At 67.3% G+C, this 17,218-nt stretch carries 13 protein-coding genes and 2 tRNA genes; 6 read left to right on the top strand and 9 right to left on the bottom strand.

Annotated features, from left to right (window positions below):
- From VB080_RS05670 to VB080_RS05640, 7 genes are all read right to left on the bottom strand, one after another.
- Nucleotides 1-1,598, bottom strand: a 1,598-nt coding sequence (locus VB080_RS05670; RefSeq protein ID WP_323417465.1) for a GspE/PulE family protein, incomplete at its 3' end; no start/stop codon positions are given.
- A 160-nt stretch (nucleotides 1,599-1,758) separates the two neighbouring features.
- Nucleotides 1,759-3,807: a spermidine synthase gene (locus VB080_RS05665; RefSeq protein ID WP_323417464.1), complete on the bottom strand. Its 2,049-nt coding sequence runs from the start codon at nucleotides 3,805-3,807 to the stop codon at nucleotides 1,759-1,761.
- 152 nt (nucleotides 3,808-3,959) lie between these two features.
- Nucleotides 3,960-6,059: a hypothetical protein gene (locus VB080_RS05660; protein ID WP_323417463.1), complete on the bottom strand. Its 2,100-nt coding sequence runs from the start codon at nucleotides 6,057-6,059 to the stop codon at nucleotides 3,960-3,962.
- Between the two features lie 16 nt (nucleotides 6,060-6,075).
- The gene (locus VB080_RS05655) at nucleotides 6,076-6,891 is read right to left on the bottom strand and encodes a carbohydrate ABC transporter permease (protein ID WP_323417462.1); all 816 of its coding nucleotides are present in this window, start codon (nucleotides 6,889-6,891) and stop codon (nucleotides 6,076-6,078) included.
- The gene (locus VB080_RS05650) at nucleotides 6,891-7,796 is read right to left on the bottom strand and encodes a sugar ABC transporter permease (protein WP_323417461.1); all 906 of its coding nucleotides are present in this window, start codon (nucleotides 7,794-7,796) and stop codon (nucleotides 6,891-6,893) included. Before VB080_RS05650 ends, VB080_RS05655 begins: the two co-directional genes overlap by 1 nt.
- Nucleotides 7,797-7,971: 175 nt before the next feature.
- Nucleotides 7,972-9,258: an ABC transporter substrate-binding protein gene (locus VB080_RS05645; protein ID WP_323417460.1), complete on the bottom strand. Its 1,287-nt coding sequence runs from the start codon at nucleotides 9,256-9,258 to the stop codon at nucleotides 7,972-7,974.
- Between the two features lie 27 nt (nucleotides 9,259-9,285).
- Nucleotides 9,286-10,452, bottom strand: coding sequence for a DUF4185 domain-containing protein (locus VB080_RS05640; RefSeq protein WP_323417459.1), 1,167 nt, complete (start codon nucleotides 10,450-10,452; stop codon nucleotides 9,286-9,288).
- Nucleotides 10,453-10,564: 112 nt separating this feature from the next.
- Between VB080_RS05640 and VB080_RS05635 the strand changes: the two genes are divergently transcribed.
- The 3 genes from VB080_RS05635 to VB080_RS05625 are packed head-to-tail and all read left to right on the top strand — an operon-like array spanning nucleotide 10,565 to nucleotide 14,297.
- Complete coding sequence (locus VB080_RS05635) at nucleotides 10,565-11,602, top strand: LacI family DNA-binding transcriptional regulator (RefSeq protein WP_323417458.1); 1,038 nt, start codon at nucleotides 10,565-10,567, stop codon at nucleotides 11,600-11,602.
- A gap of 40 nt (nucleotides 11,603-11,642) precedes the next feature.
- Nucleotides 11,643-13,415 (top strand): class I mannose-6-phosphate isomerase, encoded by a 1,773-nt coding sequence (locus VB080_RS05630; protein WP_323417457.1) that lies wholly within the window; start codon nucleotides 11,643-11,645, stop codon nucleotides 13,413-13,415.
- 15 nt (nucleotides 13,416-13,430) lie between these two features.
- Nucleotides 13,431-14,297, top strand: coding sequence for an ROK family protein (locus VB080_RS05625; RefSeq protein ID WP_323417456.1), 867 nt, complete (start codon nucleotides 13,431-13,433; stop codon nucleotides 14,295-14,297).
- 136 nt (nucleotides 14,298-14,433) lie between these two features.
- On the opposite strand, the gene VB080_RS05620 is transcribed toward VB080_RS05625, so the two are convergent.
- A tRNA-Arg gene (locus VB080_RS05620) sits at nucleotides 14,434-14,506 on the bottom strand.
- Nucleotides 14,507-14,592: 86 nt separating this feature from the next.
- On the opposite strand from VB080_RS05620, the gene VB080_RS05615 reads away from it, so the two are divergent.
- A complete protein-coding gene (locus tag VB080_RS05615; protein WP_323417455.1) occupies nucleotides 14,593-15,129 on the top strand; it encodes a mycothiol transferase in 537 nt (178 codons plus the stop codon).
- 12 nt (nucleotides 15,130-15,141) lie between these two features.
- Here the strand turns inward: VB080_RS05615 and ppk2 are convergent, their stop codons facing one another.
- Entirely contained in the window at nucleotides 15,142-16,071 is a 930-nt protein-coding gene (ppk2, locus tag VB080_RS05610; RefSeq protein ID WP_323417454.1) for a polyphosphate kinase 2, read from the bottom strand.
- 130 nt (nucleotides 16,072-16,201) lie between these two features.
- On the opposite strand from ppk2, the gene orn reads away from it, so the two are divergent.
- Nucleotides 16,202-16,900: an oligoribonuclease gene (gene orn, locus VB080_RS05605; protein WP_323417453.1), complete on the top strand. Its 699-nt coding sequence runs from the start codon at nucleotides 16,202-16,204 to the stop codon at nucleotides 16,898-16,900.
- A gap of 36 nt (nucleotides 16,901-16,936) precedes the next feature.
- A tRNA-His gene (locus tag VB080_RS05600) sits at nucleotides 16,937-17,012 on the top strand.
- Nucleotides 17,013-17,218 lie beyond the last annotated feature (206 nt).

Here is a 17,218-nt window from a genome sequence, read left to right as displayed (position 1 = left end):
TTGCGCACCACCATCTGCTCGATCTCCTCGGTCACCTCCATGACCTCGTGCAGCGCCAGCCGTCCGCGGTACCCGGTCCCCGAGCAGACCTGACAACCCACCGCCTTGTAGAGCTGGGGCGGATCGGCCGGGTCGTACGGGAAGCCGACGCTCCGCAACAGGTCCGGATCGACCTTCCGCGGTTCCTTGCAGCGCACGCACAGCCGGCGGGCCAGCCGCTGGGCCATTGCCAGCGAGAGCGCAGTGCCCACCAGATAGGGCTCGGCGCCGATCTCCACCAGCCGGGTGAGCGCGCTGGGAGCGTCGTTGGTGTGCAGCGAGGACAGCACGAGGTGGCCGGTGAGGGCCGCCTCGATCGAGATGATCGCCGTCTCCTGGTCACGGATCTCGCCCACCAGCACCACATCGGGGTCGGCGCGCAGCACCGAACGCAACGCCGACTGGAAGGTGAGCCCGGCCTTGTGGTTGACCTGGATCTGGCTGACGCCCTTCATCCGGTACTCGACCGGATCCTCGATGGTGATCACGTTCACCGTCGGGGTCGCGACGATGTTGAGCGCGGCGTGCAGTGTGGTGGACTTGCCCGAGCCGGTGGGTCCGGTGACCAGCACCATGCCGTGTGGACGCTTGATCGCCCGATTGAACCGATCCCGGTTCAGCGGCGAGAGCTCGAGGTCGTCCAGGGTCAGTGAGTGCCCGGACGTGTCGAGGATGCGCATCACGATCTTCTCGCCCCACACCGTGGGCAGTGACGCCACCCGCAGGTCGATCGGGCGGCCCTCGTGCACGATCGAGATCCGGCCGTCCTGCGGACGCCGCCGTTCGGCGATGTCGATATTCGCCATGATCTTCAGCCGGGAGATGATGCCGTCCTGGATGGCCCGGTCGGCCCGCTGCATCTCGTGCAGCACCCCGTCGATCCGGAACCGGACGGTGAGCTCCCGCTCCCCCGGCTCGATGTGGATGTCGCTGGCCCGGTCGTTGACGGCCTGGGCGATCAGCAGGTTCACGAACCGGACGACGGGTGCATCGCTGGCGCCGGCCTCCGACACCTCGACGAAGGGGGCGTCCGAGGCAGCATCCTCCTCCAGCATGGTGGAGAGGTCGTTCAGTTCCTCGTCCGAACGCAGATAGCGCTCGAACGCCTGGGCGAGTGCATCCTGCGCCACCACCACGGGTTCGACGCTCAGATCGGTCACGCTGGCGACATCGTCGATGGCGAGGATGTCGGTCGGGTCGACCATGCCGACCAGCAGCACCTCGGTGTCGACCTCGGTGACCGAGTCCTCCCAGGTGCGCCGTGGCGCCGGGTACCGGTCGGCGGCGCGGCGCTCGATCGGGATCAGCTGGTACTTGCGGCACAGCGCCCCGGACACCAGGGAGGTGATGGCGGTGTCGAGCTGGACGTTGGCCAGGTCGTAGAACTCGTACCCGGTCTGGGCGGCAACCGCCTGGGCAAGCTGAACCTCGGTGACCACATGGGTCGCCACCAGATGCCGCCGCAGCTCCTCGGTGTCACCGAACTGCGCCAGTGCGGCCGTCATCCGGTCAGCATCCACCGCGCCGGCGAAGACCAGACGCTGTGCAAACCCTTTCATCTGTCCCCCGTTCGGGGTCAGCTTAGGGTTCAGGCGAGGCCGGCTGGGTGCTTTGCCGGCGAGGTCGGGCCCAACCCTCAAGCTGGGGTAGCGACCCTTTGTCAACAAATGCTGATGTCACCTGCTGAGGCCACCCGCCCCGGGTTGCTCCGGATCGGGCTCAGGTCCGCTGCCGGGCGCTCTTCGGCAGCAGCAGGAAGGCACCCAGATAGAGCAGCCCTGCCACCACCAGCAGCCCCCGGTAGCCGACCAGCAGGCAGAGGTACTCCAGGCAGCCGCCGACCACCGACCCCAGCAGGTTCGCCCCGAAGGCACCGGTGGCGTCGTCAGTCTGCGAGAAGCGTTTGGCGAAGACGACGTTCGCGGCGAAGATCGGCAGGAAGGCAACGATGACCGCGAGGATCGCCCGCGGCACTACCGGCAGGCTGAGCAGCCACGAGTTTGGCACCACCCAGCCGAGGACCAGCCCGGCCAGCAGCACCCCGTACATCACCTGCAGCGGCGGGGTTCGGAATCGCTGGGTGATCTCGACGGCCAGCAGGACGGCGACCAGCACCCCGGCGAAAACGATCGCGTTGACCAGCCAGGTGGTACCGAAGAGCAGCGCGAAGCCGGTGATGTTCTTGGTCTCCAGCAGCAGGAAGCCGGCGCCCAGCAGGAACAGGTCGAGATAGGGACGCATCTGCCGGTAGGGCCCGCCCAGGCCGCGCACCGCCAGCGCACTGACCAGCAGGATCAGCCCCAGGGTGATCAGGTAGAGCGACGGTATCTCCTGCCCGAACAGGTAGAGGAAGGGACGGTCGTCGTCCACCGGCTGCGGCGTGCCCGCCGCCGCGCCCGGCCACGGCTCGCCGCAGGTCTGGTCGGCCGCGGTCAGTCCGGCGGTGATCACCGCCTGGTGGGTGCCGTTGATGTCGTCCACGCAGGGGGGATGGCCGAAGGCGGTCTGCGCGGTCAGCGCCAGGCGATCGACCAGCCACTGCTCGCGGTAGTAGTTGTACATCGAGAAGGCGCCACCGGGCCTGAGGTGGTCACGGGCAGCGGTCAGCGCCTCCGTGGTGAACAGGTAGCTCTCCAGCCGCAGCGAACTGGCGCCCGAGACCAGGGTGAGGGAGTCGGGCAGGGCGAACAGGATCAGGTCGTAGGTGGTGTCGGTGCGTTCCAGGAAGGCCCGCCCGTCGGTGATCGTGGTGGTCACCCGTGGATCGTCATAGGGACGGTCGGGGTGCAGCCGTCCGCCGAGTTCGCGCAGCGTGGGGTCGATCTCGACGGCGTCGATGTGCTTGGCGCCCTTCAGCAGCGCGATCGCGACGTCCGTCCCGCTACCGGCGCCGACGATCAGGACGTTGTCCAGACTGTTCGTCCGGGCCGACACCGCACGCTCGTACGGCAGCGCATACTGACCCTCCCACTGCAGCCGCGCCTCGGCCGGGGTGGCCTGCTGGTGCGGGATGCCGTTGACCGAGATGTCGAGCACGGGCACCCCGCGGTAGTCAAAGCTGGCGTAGGTGACCTTGTAGTACGGCGACCACAGCGCGCCGGCGGTGAACGACTCCACCGCGAGCGCCCCGACCACCACGATCGCCGGAATGCCGACCAGCAGCTGCTGGGACAGCTTCCGCGGCCAGAGCAGCACGACGTAGGCGACCGCCACCACGCAGCCCCAGGCCAGCGGCGGGGCGCTGAGGAAGGACAGCAGCGTGAACGTGGTGATGCCGGTGAGACTGCCGATCAGGTCGTAGCGGTAGGCCTCCAGCCGCTTCAGCTGCGGGAAACAGCGGGCGACGAGTTCCGCCGGACCCATCAGGGTGATCGCCGCGGCGATGAAGACGATCGGCAGGATCACCCAGGCCGGCGGGCCGGAGGTGGACAGGCTGGTGAAGTAGATGATGCCCTCGGCCGAGCGGTCGACGGTCACCGGGAAGACCAGCACCGTGACCACCAGCAGCGCCAGGACGATCGGCGAGTAGTAGGGCAGCCGCCGCGTCCGTCCGATCCGCATGAAGCCCAGGCCGATGCCCAGGAAGGAGCCCAGCAGCACGAAGTTGGTGAAGTAGCTCAGGTGGACGATGTTGGAGCCCGTCCAGCGGATCAGCGCCAGCTCCAGGAAGAGCATGAAGGCGCTGGCCAGGACGAGCCGGGGACGCACCGGGATCCAGTGCGCGGAAAGCGCGGCGGACGGATCTGTCGCATCGGGCTGAGCGCTCATGGAACTTCACGCTACTCGCGAGCTGCCCGCAACCGGCGGCAGCTCACCACGATGTCCGCGGAAGCTGCCCGGCTGCCGTGCCGACCCGGCACCGGTGCCGTCAGCCACCGTCACGGACTGGCATCACCGCAGGCCGTCCCTGGCCCTGCCGATCACCCAGCCCGGGCCGGCCGTGCCCCCTGGGCGTCGATGTCCCAGAGTTCGCCACGGATGGGCACTCCCCGCAACACCGCCTGCGGATCGAACTCGGCCAGGTGACCCTGTGCGGTGACCCGACCGTCGACTCCCACCCGGAGTCCGAAGATCGCGTCGATCACCAACTCGCAGAACGCCCCGGCCGATGAGCAGGCCCAGTCGGTGATGTAGGGCTCGTAGTTGGGGGCCTTGCGGGCACCGCCGTCGATGCCCGGCACGGCTTCCTCGATGAAGTGGGCCTGGCCGGGCGGACCCTGGTTGGCCGACCGTGCCAGACCGGGGAGCCACGCTGCGACGATGTCAGGGCGGCCCAGCGCGATGGTGGCCCGCGCACTGTCCGGCGGCCAGGCCGGGTAGGCGCCGTTCCACTGGTGATCCGGCCGCAGTGAGTAGCCGGCGTCGACGTCGTGAGGGGACAGCGCGCTCATCCAGTTGTCGGTGCGCAACTCGGTGTCGAAGAACCGGACCATCTCGGCCCGGACCTCGCCGGACAGGTCGGCGGCGATGGTGGTGCCGACGGTGGCGTAGTCATAGCAGTGTGTGGTCGGAACCCGGGTGCCGTCGGGGAAGCGCGCCACGAAGTGGCCGCTGCCCGGGTGGTAGAGCTCCAGCACCCGGGGCAGCAGTTCCGCGGCTGCCTGCTCCAGCGCATCCGCGTCCTCGTCCCGACCCTGCAGTCGGGAGAGTTCGGCGGCCGTCCGCATCACCCAGACGTTGGCCGCGTTCAGGCTGGCCACCTCGTGGACGTAGGTGGAGACGCACTCCAGCAGATTGTCGATCTCGCCGTAGTCGGCCAGGTAGGAGCCGCGGCGCTTGTCCTGCCACGACCAGGCCCAGGCCCGGACGTGATCACCGATGGTCACCGGACGGCCGGTGACGTCGGGAATCGTCCGGTCGAGGAAGCCGGTGTCCCCGCTGAACCGGACGTAGTCGGCCACCAGCCGGGTGAGCGCGTACTGGTTGACCGAGTACCAGTAGCCGACCGGTCCGCCGGTCAGCCATTCGGTCCCGAAGTGGTGATCGATGTCCAGGTTCACCCAGTGCGCGATCTGGCGCTCCATCACCCCGGGGTCGAGCAGGGCGTGCACCAGTGAGGACAGCGAGTAGTCCCAGATGAAGGTGGTGGTCTGCCAGTTGGCCGGCATCAGGGTGTCGTAGGTGCGGCCCAGCACCGAGGCGGGATTGTCGCGCCGGAAGTACAGCACCCCGAGCGCACCCCACCAGTACAGCGTGCGCAGCGCCTCGTTGCTGGTCTCCAAGACGGGCAACGAGCCGCCGAATTGATCGTTGCCCGGGGTGAACATCGCCGCCAGCGCCTCGTCCCAGTACCGCCGGACGGCCGCGAGCTGACCGTCCAGATCGGCGGTGATGCTGGCATACCAGCGTTCTGCCGTCGCCAGGGCCTGCTCGCCGGAGGTCAGCACCATCACATAACCACCCTGCCAGCTGCCGCTGGCCGCCAGGTCGAGGGTGCACTCGATGAGGTGCTGGCGTCCGCTGAGATCGGTGACCTCGCGGCCGTCGGCGTCCAGCAACCCTTGCAGGCACACCGCGGGGTTGCCCGCCACGGGCCGTCCGATCCGCCGACCGCCGGCCACCTCGAGCCGGTTCGGGGACGCGGGCGGCGGGCAGGCCAGCCAGGGTGCACCGGAGTCGGTGGCTGTGGAATCCACCCAGAGCCCGAACCGGACCTGCCGGGGCGCCGCGGCCAGGTTCCGGACCGTGATCCGGACCGCGACCGCCGGGGCGTCCACCGGGCAGAAGGTGATCGTCGAGATCTCGAGTCCGTCGATCGTCACGCTGCGCAGGTGTCGGTCGGGGAACCACTGATGGCTGACCGGGCAGCCGAAGGACTGCGCCAGCCGTCCGTCCAGGTACAGCTTGGCGGTCGGGATTCCCGCCGAGGCGACCGGCGGGACGCTCAGCGAGCGGATGGCCGTGACGTCGTGCTCGACCTGGGTCACCGCGAGGTGATTGGTCAGGCCGGCGGTGGAGAGCAGGTCGTCGTAGCCATCGAGCACGACAGCACTGGCGAAGTCGGCGCAACTGGGCACCATGGTTGAGAACTCCGATCTAGAACTGGCCGAGCGCCAGACCGCGCGTGAAGCTGCGCTGGGTGGCGAGGAAGAGGATGACGGTCGGCAGGGACACCAGCAAGCCACCGGCGAGGACGACTGGCATGGTCGAACCACCGTAGGTCGACTGCAGGGCCGAGAGCAGCGTCACGATCGGCCGGTTCTCCCGCGACTGGGTCAGGGTGAGGCCGAGCAGCAGGTCGTTCCAGATGAAGGTGGCCTGCAGGATGAAGATCGCCACCAGCGCCGGGAAGGACATCGGGACGTAGATCCGCCAGAAGATCCGCCAGCTGCCGGCGCCGTCCATCACGGCGGCCTCGAACACCTGCTGCGCGATGCCGGAGAAGAAGTTGCGCATCACGAAGGCGCTGAACGGCACCGAGATGACGGTGTAGAGCAGGATCATGCCGAACCGGGTGTCGTACAGATCCAGCTGCACGTAGCCGATGAACAGCGGCATCAGCACCATCTGGATCGGGAACACCGTCGAGGAGAAGATGACCGTGAACCACAGGAAGGAGTGCCGCAACTTCAAGGCGATGATCGCAAACCCGGCCATCGCTCCGATGATCGCGGCAATTGAGGGTGACACGACCGCATAGATCAGCGTCGAGATGACGCCGTCCAGCAGGTTGCCACGGTCCCAGGCGGTGGCCGCGTTGTCGACCAGGCTGCCCAGCGAGGTGGGCTGCCAGGGCGAGGTCTTGCCGTAGTCGGCGTTGGTCTTCCCGGCATTGACGATCATCAGGTACACCGGAACCAGCCAGATCGCGCCCAGCACGATCAACACGGACTTGCGGACGAGCTGTCCCATCAGAACTCCTTGGCCGGTGCGAGCTGGCGGCGCAGGTAGAGCAGCGCCGAGGTGACGGTGACGATGGTCAGGACGACCGCCAGTGCCGCGCCCAGGCCGTACTTGTACTCGGTGAAGGTCTCCTTGAACATGGTGAGCGCCAGGGTCTCCGAGGCCCGCCCCGGACCGCCCTTGGTCATCGCCCACACGATGTCGAAGGTCTTCAGCGAGCCCACGATCGCCAGGCCGATCACGACAGTGGTCAGCGGGGTGAGCATCGGCCAGGTGATGTACCGGAAGAGGTTCCAGCCGGAAGCCCCGTCGATCCGGGCGGCCTCGATCGGCTCCTTGGGAATGGACTGCAGCCCGATGCCGAACAGCAGGGCGTTGACGCCGGCCCCCTGCCAGGTGGCGGCGATGATCATCACGATGGTGTTCAGCGGCCAGTCCAGCAGCCAGCGGGCGTCCGCGCCGGGCAGGCCGAAGAACGTGAGCGCCTCGGTGAGCGCCCCGTCAGTCTGCAGGATGAACGTCCAGACCAGACCCACCGCGACACCGGAGATGGCGTACGGCAGCAGGAACGGCAGCCGGTACCAGGCCGACCCCTTGAGGCCGTGTGCCAGGACGGCCAGCAGCAGGCCCATGCCGACCGGCAGCACCAGCGTGCCAACCACCCACATCGCGGTGTTCAGCAGCGAGCGCAGGATGGTGGGGTCAGTGAAGACCGTGACGTAGTTCGCCCCACCAATGAACTCGGGCGTCCCCAGGCCGGAGAACTCGGTGAAGGACAGGTACGTGGTGTAGACGAACGGGACATACAGCAGGATCGCGACCATCACCATCGCCGGCAGAACAAAGCCGACGCTGGCACGGGAGAACGGGTTGCGGGATTTCGTGGGGCGAGCCAAGCTCGCGGTGGTTGTCATGAGCGTGCCTTTGGTAGGACGAGTGCTCCGGTGAGCTGAGTGAACCAGTGAGCCAGGGGACGGTTCCCCGGCCCCGAGGAGCCAGTGAGCCAGGGGACGATTCCCCGTCCCGAGTGGATCCAGGGGACGATTCCCCGTCCCGGGACAGGGAACCGTCCCCTGGCTCGGGCGAGGGCTACTTGCCCCAGTGTTCGTCAGCGGCTGCCTGCAACTTGTTCAACGCAGCCATCGGGTCGCCCCAGTTGGTCACGAAGTCACCGATCACCTCAGCCTCGGTGGTGTAGACGGCATTCGGCACCATCTCCAGGAAGCGGGGCTGCAGTTCCACGTCGGGCGAGTTGGCGGCCTGAACCAGGGCGGCCAGTTCGGGGTCCTTCACCGCCACATTCGGGTTGAAGGAGACGTCGCCGCGGGAGTCCGACCACACCGTCTGCGCGTCGTCGGTGAACCACCAGCCGCTGTAGGCCAGCGCGGCCGCTTCGTGCTCTGCGCCGGCGCCGGCGCACAGCGGCGCGGTCTCCAGCACCATCTGGTTCTTGACCTGCGGGTTGACCGACGGAATCACGAAGATGCCGTAGTCCTCGCCTGAGACCGCGTCGATACCGGTCAGCTGGCCGGTGAAGAAGGTGCCGAAGTTGGCCATTGCCACCTGGCCGGTCGAGAGCAGGGTCTGCGGGTCAGTCTGAACCCCGGGATCGATGAAGTAGCCCTTGGTGCCCATCTGCTTCCACAGCTCCATCGCCTGCACCACCGCAGGATCCAGGAAGGAGGACTCACCAGTGCCGAGGCCGCGGTAGACACCCGGATCGATGCCCAGCACCAGGGACTGGAACCAGACGAACTCGAAGATGAAGTTCATCTGGTGGAACGGGGTGACGCCGGCGTCCACCAGTTTCTGGGCAGCCGCCATCAACTCGTCCCAGGTGGTGGGGACGGCAATGTCGTGGTCGGCGAAGACGTGCTTGTTGTAGTACATCGCCCAGTAGGCCACGTTGAGCGGCACACAGTATTGCTTGCCGTCGTAGGTGTAGTTGTCGATGAGTCCATCGGGAACCAGCCCCTGCGCTGTGGCGTCGGCCCACAGTTGGGTCGTCTCGGCCACCAGCCCTTGGTCGACCAGCTGCTTGAGCTGGTCTCCGGTGTGCCAGGTGAACAGGTCGGGAACCTTCTTGGTCTGGAAGGCCTGCTTGATGAAGGCGTCATAGGCGGTCGGGTCGGAGTAGCCGGTGAAGCTCAGGGTGAGGCCGGTCGACTGTGACGCGGCGTTCATCTGGTCGAAGCTCGGCTCCCAGGCAGCCTTGTCGGTGAAGAAGTTGAGGGTTGTCGGCTCCATCGTCGGAGCCGAACTCGAACCGCCGGGTTCCGGGGAAGCCGACGGCGTCGACGGCGTCGCCGTGCAGGCGGTGAGGACCAGCGCCGCGCCGGTGAGCGCGATCGCCAGTGAGCGGAAGTGGCCAGCCATAAGAGTTCCTTTTCGTTCGGAGTGTGGTCAGCGGCGGGGGGTCTTGATCGCCACGTCGATGAAACGCGGACGGTAGATGGAGACGTCGTTGTAGACGTCTCCAACGTTGTCGAAGGAGTTGACGTTGTAGGTCACCAGCAGCCGGCTGTTGCTACTGAGTTCAGGGTGGACGTGCGCGTTGTAGGCGAACACGTCGGGGTCGCCGTAGGAGCCGGACGGACCGACTTCGGCCATCTCGAACAGGGTGATCGGGTTCACGAACGGCCCGGTGGGGCTGCAGGAGGTGTAGCCGAGCACCGTGGCGGAGAACAGTTCGTTGGTGTCCTGGGTGACCAGCAGGTAGCCGTCCCGGAAGGGCGTTACGGAGTACTCGTTACCGACCCCTGCCATCACACGGGTGGAGTCGGCCGGCTTGGCCGACCAGCCCGAGCCCGTCCAGTACTGCCACTTCTTCACCTGGGTGAGGTCCTTGCCCTGCACCCGCGCGACATGCATGTACTTGGCCAGGCCGAGATCCTCCACCCCGTAGATGTAGGTGTGACCACCGACCTGCTGGAACCAGGAGGCCCACTGCACCCCGTGGTCGGACGGAGCCGGGGTGAGCTTGGTCAGCGTCCAAGTGCGGGTGTCGACCGAGGCGATCGAGGTGGAGTCCCAGCCGAAGTCCCACATGCCGTACGGCGGGAACTTGCTGAAGTTGAGTGCCCCCAGATAGAGGGTCTTACCGTTCGCCGACAGCGCGCCCGCGCCGAGCCAGTACCAGGAGGTGTCCGACTCAGGCGGAATGATGGCGGCCGGATGCCCGGGCATTCCGCCGGTGATCGTCTCCAGCCGGGAGCCCTTCTGGAGCACAATCGAGTTGTTGATGAACGTGGTGTCGGTCGGACGCGAACCGTCGGCGTTGACCCGGCCGTAGAAGGTGTCGGAGAACAGCCAGGCAGTCGTACCGCTCTTCAGCCGGACCGAATAGCTGGAATCAGCGCCACTCCACTTGCCGCTGGTATTGCCGTAACGGGTGAACTGTCTGGTCAGTTGCTGGTCGGTGGCCGCTGTGGGCACCAGGGTCTGGTTGACCAACGAGCAGGAACGAGCCGGTGGCTCGGGCCTGCGATTGTGGGCAGTCGCGGACGGTGCCGCCCATGACAGCGGGGCGAGGATGGTCACCGCCGCGAGGACGATCAGGCTCTTCTTCATTCGACACTCCATCGTGTATCGGTGTGCGGCACGCTAGCACGGCTTGGGAACGATAACAAGACTTTGCTGGAGCGCCTGCCCAACTCATGGCAGAGCCGCTACGGTTGGCCGCGTGACCGAAACCACTGCCCGGCGCCCGACACTGCGGGACGTCGCCCAGCGGGCCGGCGTCTCGACCATGACTGTCTCCCGGGTGCTCAACGGTGGTGAAAATGTCCGGCCGGCGCTGCGCCGCAAAGTGGAGGCTGCCGCCGCCGCGCTGAACTACCGACGCAACGAGAATGCGCGTTCCATCCGCCCCGGACAGCGCTCCGGCCTGGTCGGCGTGATCATCACCAACATCTCCAACCCCTACTACGCCCGGGTGATGAGCGGTGTCGAGGGGGTGATCGGTCGCAGCGGGAGGCGCATCCTGGTCGGCATCTCGCACTCCGACCTCGATCTGGAGAAGGAACTCCTGCGGGACATGATCGGCCGTCAGATCGAGGGGCTGATCGTGGTGCCGTCCGACAACGAGAGCGTGCATCTGGCGCCTGAGAAGCTGGGCATCCCGGTCTCCATCGCCTCCCGGCCGCTGGCTGGCGTCGAAGCAGACACGGTCATGGTGGACGATGTGGGCGGAGCGCTCGCCGGAGTAGGCCGCGTCCTGGACGCCGGGTACCGGCGGGTGGCCTTTGTCGGCGCAGGCGCGTCGGTCTCCACCTCAGCTCGCCGATTCGAGGGCTTTCAGCTTGCCCACGAGCGGGCTGGAGTTCGGGTCTGCGACGAACTCGTCCGCCGTGACGCCACCGACAGCGCCAGCGCCGAGGCGATCGTGCGTCAACTGCTCGCCCTGCCCGAGCCGCCCGACGCCTACTTCGCCGCCACCAACCGCATGACGGTCGGAGCCCTGCGCGTCCTCGTGCCAGCCGCCGGCGAGAACCCGCCCCCGCTGGTCAGTTTCGACGATTTCGACCTGGCCGAGTTGATGCCCTACCCGCTGGTGGTCGTCGACCATGACGCGCCAGCACTCGGACGGGCGTCCGCCCAGATGCTGCTGCGGCGGCTGGATGGCGCCGAAACCGGCCCCTACATCAAGGTCACCCTGCCGGCGGTCATCCGGCGCACCTCCCTTCCCTCATTGGAGAGTGACGGAACGACGCCGGGCTGATATCGTTACCAGCCACATGCTCGTGCAGAGAGGATGAGCGGTGTCGATTCCGTATCAGCATTCCAGCTACGACAAGTCGCCGTCGATCCGGGTTCCCGGCGACTACAGCGGCTTCCGGGGCGCCCCGGCCTGGGAGGAGTTGACCAGGCGGATTCTCGATAGCCGGGTGACGGTCATTGACTGCTACCCGGGCGTGGAGGTCGCTGCGATTGTGGAGCGACTGCGCCGCACCGCACCGGAGGCGCTGGTGATCGACTGCGAGGAGGAGGCTGCCTGGCCGATTCAGCGGATCGACCAGATGATCGCCGCGAACCTCACCGACGACCGGGTGTTCGGCGTGATGAGCCACGCCGAGTTGACCGAGTTCTACGATCCGGAGCGGCTCGAACGCATCGCCACCACGGCGCGTACCTCGGCGCAGCCTGTCGTGATCGTCGGTTGGGGGGCGGCGCTGGTGCCGGTGCCGGCCGACCTGGTCGTGCTGGCCGACCTGCCACGGTGGGAGATCCAGCAACGCCAGCGTGCCGGCATGCCCAACTGGCGTTGCCACAACGGCAATGAGGACGTGCTGCGCAAGTACAAGCGCGGCTTCTTCGTCGAGTGGCGGGTCGCCGACCGGCACAAGCGTCCACTGCTGCAGCGGATGGACCTGCTGCTCGACACCACCGTTTCGGTGGCCGAGGCGGTCCTCGTCCCCGGCAACGCGGTCCGCGCCGGACTGCAAGAGGCGACCGTCCGTCCGTTCCGGGTGGTGCCGTTCTTCGACCCGGGAGTGTGGGGCGGGCAGTGGATGCGGCAGGTCTGCGGCCTGGATGCCGACACCCCGAACTTCGCCTGGTGTTTCGACTGCGTGCCCGAGGAGAACTCCCTGCTGCTCGACATCGGCGAGGTCAGCGTCGAGATCCCGGCGATCAACCTCGTCCACGCCCACCCCGTCGAACTGCTCGGAGCCCTGACCCACGCCCGCTTCGGCCCGGAGTTCCCGATCCGTTTCGACTTCCTCGACACCATGAACGGGGGCAACCTGTCGTTGCAGGTGCATCCGTTGACCGGCTACATCCAGGACCACTTCGGCATGTCCTACACGCAGGATGAGTCCTACTACCTGCTGGATGCCGCCGACGACGCCGTGGTGTACCTCGGGTTGCGTACCGGCGCCGACGCCGGCCAGATGATGGCCGACCTGCGAGCGGCCCAGGACGGACGCGTGCAGTTCGACGCCGACCGCTACGTCAACACGTTCCCGGCCCGCAAGCACGACCACTTTCTGATCCCCGCCGGCACCGTGCACTGCAGCGGGTCGAACTCGATGGTGCTGGAGATCTCGGCCACGCCGTTCATCTTCACCTTCAAGATGTGGGACTGGGGCCGAGTGGGGCTGGACGGCCTGCCCCGGCCGATCAACATCGACCACGCCGAGGCGAACATCCAGTGGAGCCGCGACAGCGAGTGGACGGCCCGCAATCTGGTCGGTCGGGTCGACGAGGTGACGCGCGGCGAGGGCTGGGTCGAGGAGCGCACCGGCTTGCACGAACTGGAGTTCATCGAGGTGCGGCGGCACTGGTTCACCGGACCGGTGCCGCACCACACTGGGGGCACGGTCAACGTCCTGAACCTGGTCGAAGGGGCAGAGGCGCTCGTCGAGAGCCCGACCGGCGCGTTCGCGCCGTTCGTGGTGCACTACGCAGAGACGTTCATCGTCCCGGCGGTGGTCGGGCCGTACACGATCAGTCCTCACGGGTCTGCGGACGGCCAACGCTGCGGCACGGTCAAGGCATCCGTCCGCGGAACCCAGGCGGGAGTCGCGGCCTAGGCCGGAGGGGTGACCATGTGCGCAATCCCCGTCCTTGAGATCGGTGGATCCCATATCACCGCCGCGCTGGTGGACGGTGCAGCGCAGACCGTCCAGGAACGCCACGAGGTGTCCCTGCCACTGATCGCCGGATGTGAGGAGTTGATCGGCGCCTTCATCGCTGCCGGCCGGAGCATAGCCGCGCATCGCGAGGCTGACTGGGGGGTCGCGATCCCCGGCCCCTTCGACTACGAGCGGGGTATCGGCCGGTTCGAGGGAGTCGCGAAGTTCGAGGCGCTCAATGGCATCGACCTCGGCGCAGCGCTGCGGCCAGCGCTGGCTGCTGCAAAGATCCGGTTCCTGAACGACGCCGACGCCTTCGGCATCGGCGAGGCCGTCGCCGGCGCGGCCCGCGGCCACCACCGGGTCGTCTGCCTGACACTGGGGACCGGAGTCGGCTCGACGTTCATCGCTGACGGCTACCCGGTGAAGTCGGGGGATCAGGTGCCGCCGGACGGTTTCGTCCATGTCCTGACCCACTCCGGCCGCGATCTGGAGGACTGGATGTCGCGACGCGCCTTGCGACGCGCCTACGCCGAGGCCACCGGCCAGGATCTCGACGTGATCGACATCGCAGGCCTGGCCCGTGCCGGCGATCCGATCGCCGTCAGCGTCTGGCAGACCGCTCTGGAAGCGATGACCGCAGCCATCGGGCCCTGGGTTCGCCGATTCGGTGCCGATCTCGTCGTGGTCGGCGGCGCCATTGCGCGGTCCTGGGACGTGGTCGGACCACTGCTGACCGCCGGGTTCAGTGCGGCATCGGCGACTGTCGAGGTGGTTCACGCCCAGCGCCTTGATGATGCCGCACTGTTCGGTGCCGCGCGATGGGCCATCGCACCCTGACTGGGTCCAGCACAGTTCGATAGTGGTTCGGCAGGGACGGTTCGGCCGAACCGCGTCCCCAGCAGTCACCGGGCTCGCCGCGGGCGGCCCTCGCAGTGGGCGAGTGTGGAGCCGCCTCACTGTTCGCATCGGAAGGCGCCCCCACCAGGACTCGAACCTGGGACCGTCAGATTAGAAGGCTGCTGCTCTATCCGCTGAGCTATGGGGGCTCGCGCCTCTCGATGGTAGCGCCCGCAGCAGCCACGCCGATGCAGGGACTCTGGTCTGCCGCGGGCAGCCGGGGCAGGATGGGGTGATGACCACCACCGATCTCGTCCTGGACTCCCTCGAGCGCGTCCACGAACTCATCCCGGCCGTTCTGGACGGCCTCGACCGCGACGACGTGCTGTGGCGTCCCGACCCGGATTCGAACTCGATCGGCTGGCTGGTCTGGCACCTCACCCGGGTCGAGGACGACCACCTAGCCGATCTGGGCGGGATCGGCCAGATCTGGCCGGACTGGGCCGGACGGTTCGGCCTGCCCTACCCGGTGTCCGCTCACGGCTACGGCATGACCTCGGCAGAGGTGGGTGCCTTCGACGTCCCCTCCCCCAGTCTGCTCGTGGACTACGCGGCAGCGGTTGCCGAGCAGTCGCGGCAAGTGCTCGCCGGGCTCGGTGAATCCGACTACGACCGGGTGGTCGACACCCGGTGGGATCCACCGGTGACCCTCGCCGTCCGACTGGTCTCGGTGATGGTCGAGACCGCGCAGCACATCGGCCAGGCGGCCTACGTCCGCGGCCTTCGGGAGCGCGCGATCGCCCGGCCCTCGGACTGGGTCGGACACGTGTAGACCGGACGCGACTCAGTCGCCGACGGTGTCCCGGGCGCGGGAGACGATCAGCGGATCCACCTGGTCGACCACCGCGTGGTCCTTGTCCTGGTACTCGAACTGGCTCAGGAAATAGCGGATCGCGTTCAGCCGGGCACGTTTCTTGTCATTGGAGCGGATGGTGATCCACGGAGCGTGGTCGGTGTCGGTGCCGGCGAACATGGCTTCCTTGGCGGCGCTGTAGTCGCTCCAGCGGCCCAGCGACTCCAGGTCCATCGGCGAGAGCTTCCAGCGCCGGACGGGGTCGATCTGCCGGATCGCGAACCGCGTCCGCTGCTCGCGCTGGGTGACCGAGAACCAGAACTTGGTCAGGTGGATGCCGTCGTTCACGATCATCCGCTCGAACTCGGGCACCTGCTTCATGAACACCTGGTACTGCTGCTCAGTGCAGAACCCCATCACCCGCTCCACGCCGGCACGGTTGTACCAGGAGCGGTCGAAGAGGACGATTTCGCCCTCGGTCGGGAAGTGCCGGATGTACCGCTGGAAGTACCACTGGCCCTGCTCGGTGGTCGTGGGCTTGGTGAGCGCGACCACCCGGGCAGCGCGCGGGTTGAGGTGCTCGGTGAACCGCTTGATCGTTCCACCCTTGCCGGCTGCGTCCCGGCCCTCGAACAAGATGATGTGCCGGGTGCCGTTGTCCTGGCCCCAGTACTGCAGCTTCAGCAGTTCGATCTGCAGGAGGTACTTCTCGTGCTCGTAGCTCTCGCGATCGAGCAGTTCGTCGTAGGGGTAGTCCTCACGCCAGGTCTCCACCGCCCGGCCACCGGGGTCGATCAGCTGCGGGTCGGGGCTGTCCCCGTCCGCCACCGTGTAACCCTGCGCGACCAGGCGATCGATGAACACCCGTAGGTTCTCGTCCACATCCGGCTGGAAACCGTCCAGCTCCGGCAGACTCGTCATGACCCCTCCTGAGCAGGCGACGGCGATCGTCGCCGCTGGCTCCCACGATAACCGAGCGGGGACGAGATCGGGGGTGTGCCGCGTCGAGCGGCCGGACGGTCGTTGGTAGCTCAGGAATAGAGTGTCCTGCGTGACTGACTACCTGGTGTGGATCGACTGCGAGATGACTGGTCTCGATCTGACCCGCGACGCGCTCATCGAGGTCGCTGCGCTGGTGACCGATGCCGAGCTGAACGTGCTCGGCGACGGCGTCGACGAGATCATCCGCCCGCCCGCCGAGGCGCTGGACCAGATGGGCGACTTCGTCCGCACCATGCACGACAAGTCGGGTCTGCTGCCCGAGCTGGAGCACGGTATCAGCCTGGCCGAGGCCGAGGAGCGGGTACTGGCCTACGTCCGCGAATATGTCCCGGAGGCCAGGCGCGCTCCGCTGGCCGGCAACACTGTGGGTACCGACCGGAGCTTCCTCGCCCGCGACATGCCCGCCCTGGAGAGCCACGTCCACTACCGCAGCGTGGACGTGTCGAGCATCAAGGAACTCGCCCGGCGGTGGTTCCCGCGGGCTTACTACAACACGCCGTCCAAGTCGGGAAACCACCGCGCACTGGCCGACATCGCCGAGTCGATCGAGGAACTGCGCTACTACCGCGAGGCCGTCTTCATCACCCCGCCCGGGCTGTCGACCAGCAACCTGCGCGAGATCGCGTTCCGGCATCAGGGTTCCATCACCTCCACCCTGAACGGCCACGGTCGCGCCCCGGCCGACGCCGGCACGTCACCGGTCGAGACTCCGGAAGCTGATTTCAAGGATGCCGAGGTGACCCGCTAGACTGTCGCAGCCGTCGGGACCGCCCGACAGCGCATGGTGGCTGTAGCTCAGTTGGTAGAGCTCCTGGTTGTGGTCCAGGCGGCCGCGGGTTCAAGTCCCGTCAGCCACCCCAAACGGGTCAGGTGTGAACTTGCGACCAAGGGGCCACCCTTGGTCGCGGTTCGCGCCTGGCCCATTTTCTTCGCCTCGGCGGCCCAGCTCAGGGCGTCGGCGTGGAGGCCGGAGAGGCTCAGTCCGTCATACGGGTTCCGGTAGCCGACGCGCACGTCGTTGTCCTCGTCGATGTAGATCGCCCTGAACAGTGCTTGGTTGCACAGT

Origin of the sequence: Propionicimonas sp. (genome assembly GCF_034927565.1) — a bacterium.
Taxonomy (GTDB): Bacteria; Actinomycetota; Actinomycetes; order Propionibacteriales; family Propionibacteriaceae; genus Propionicimonas.
Note: the sequence above shows the minus strand (reverse complement) of the source record. Positions and strands in the feature narration are given on the sequence as shown.

Excerpts from the sequence above, each read along its gene's own strand:
- VB080_RS05660 (WP_323417463.1), bottom strand. The coding sequence starts at position 6,059 with ATGGTGCCCAGTTGCGCCGACTTCGCCAGTGCTGTCGTGCTCGATGGC.
- VB080_RS05645 (WP_323417460.1), bottom strand. The coding sequence starts at position 9,258 with ATGGCTGGCCACTTCCGCTCACTGGCGATCGCGCTCACCGGCGCGGCG.
- VB080_RS05655 (WP_323417462.1), bottom strand. The coding sequence starts at position 6,891 with ATGGGACAGCTCGTCCGCAAGTCCGTGTTGATCGTGCTGGGCGCGATC.
- VB080_RS05665 (WP_323417464.1), bottom strand. The coding sequence starts at position 3,807 with ATGAGCGCTCAGCCCGATGCGACAGATCCGTCCGCCGCGCTTTCCGCG.
- VB080_RS05625 (WP_323417456.1), top strand. The coding sequence starts at position 13,431 with ATGTGCGCAATCCCCGTCCTTGAGATCGGTGGATCCCATATCACCGCC.
- VB080_RS05650 (WP_323417461.1), bottom strand. The coding sequence starts at position 7,796 with ATGACAACCACCGCGAGCTTGGCTCGCCCCACGAAATCCCGCAACCCG.
- ppk2 (WP_323417454.1), bottom strand. The coding sequence starts at position 16,071 with ATGACGAGTCTGCCGGAGCTGGACGGTTTCCAGCCGGATGTGGACGAG.
- VB080_RS05615 (WP_323417455.1), top strand. The coding sequence starts at position 14,593 with ATGACCACCACCGATCTCGTCCTGGACTCCCTCGAGCGCGTCCACGAA.
- VB080_RS05640 (WP_323417459.1), bottom strand. The coding sequence starts at position 10,452 with ATGAAGAAGAGCCTGATCGTCCTCGCGGCGGTGACCATCCTCGCCCCG.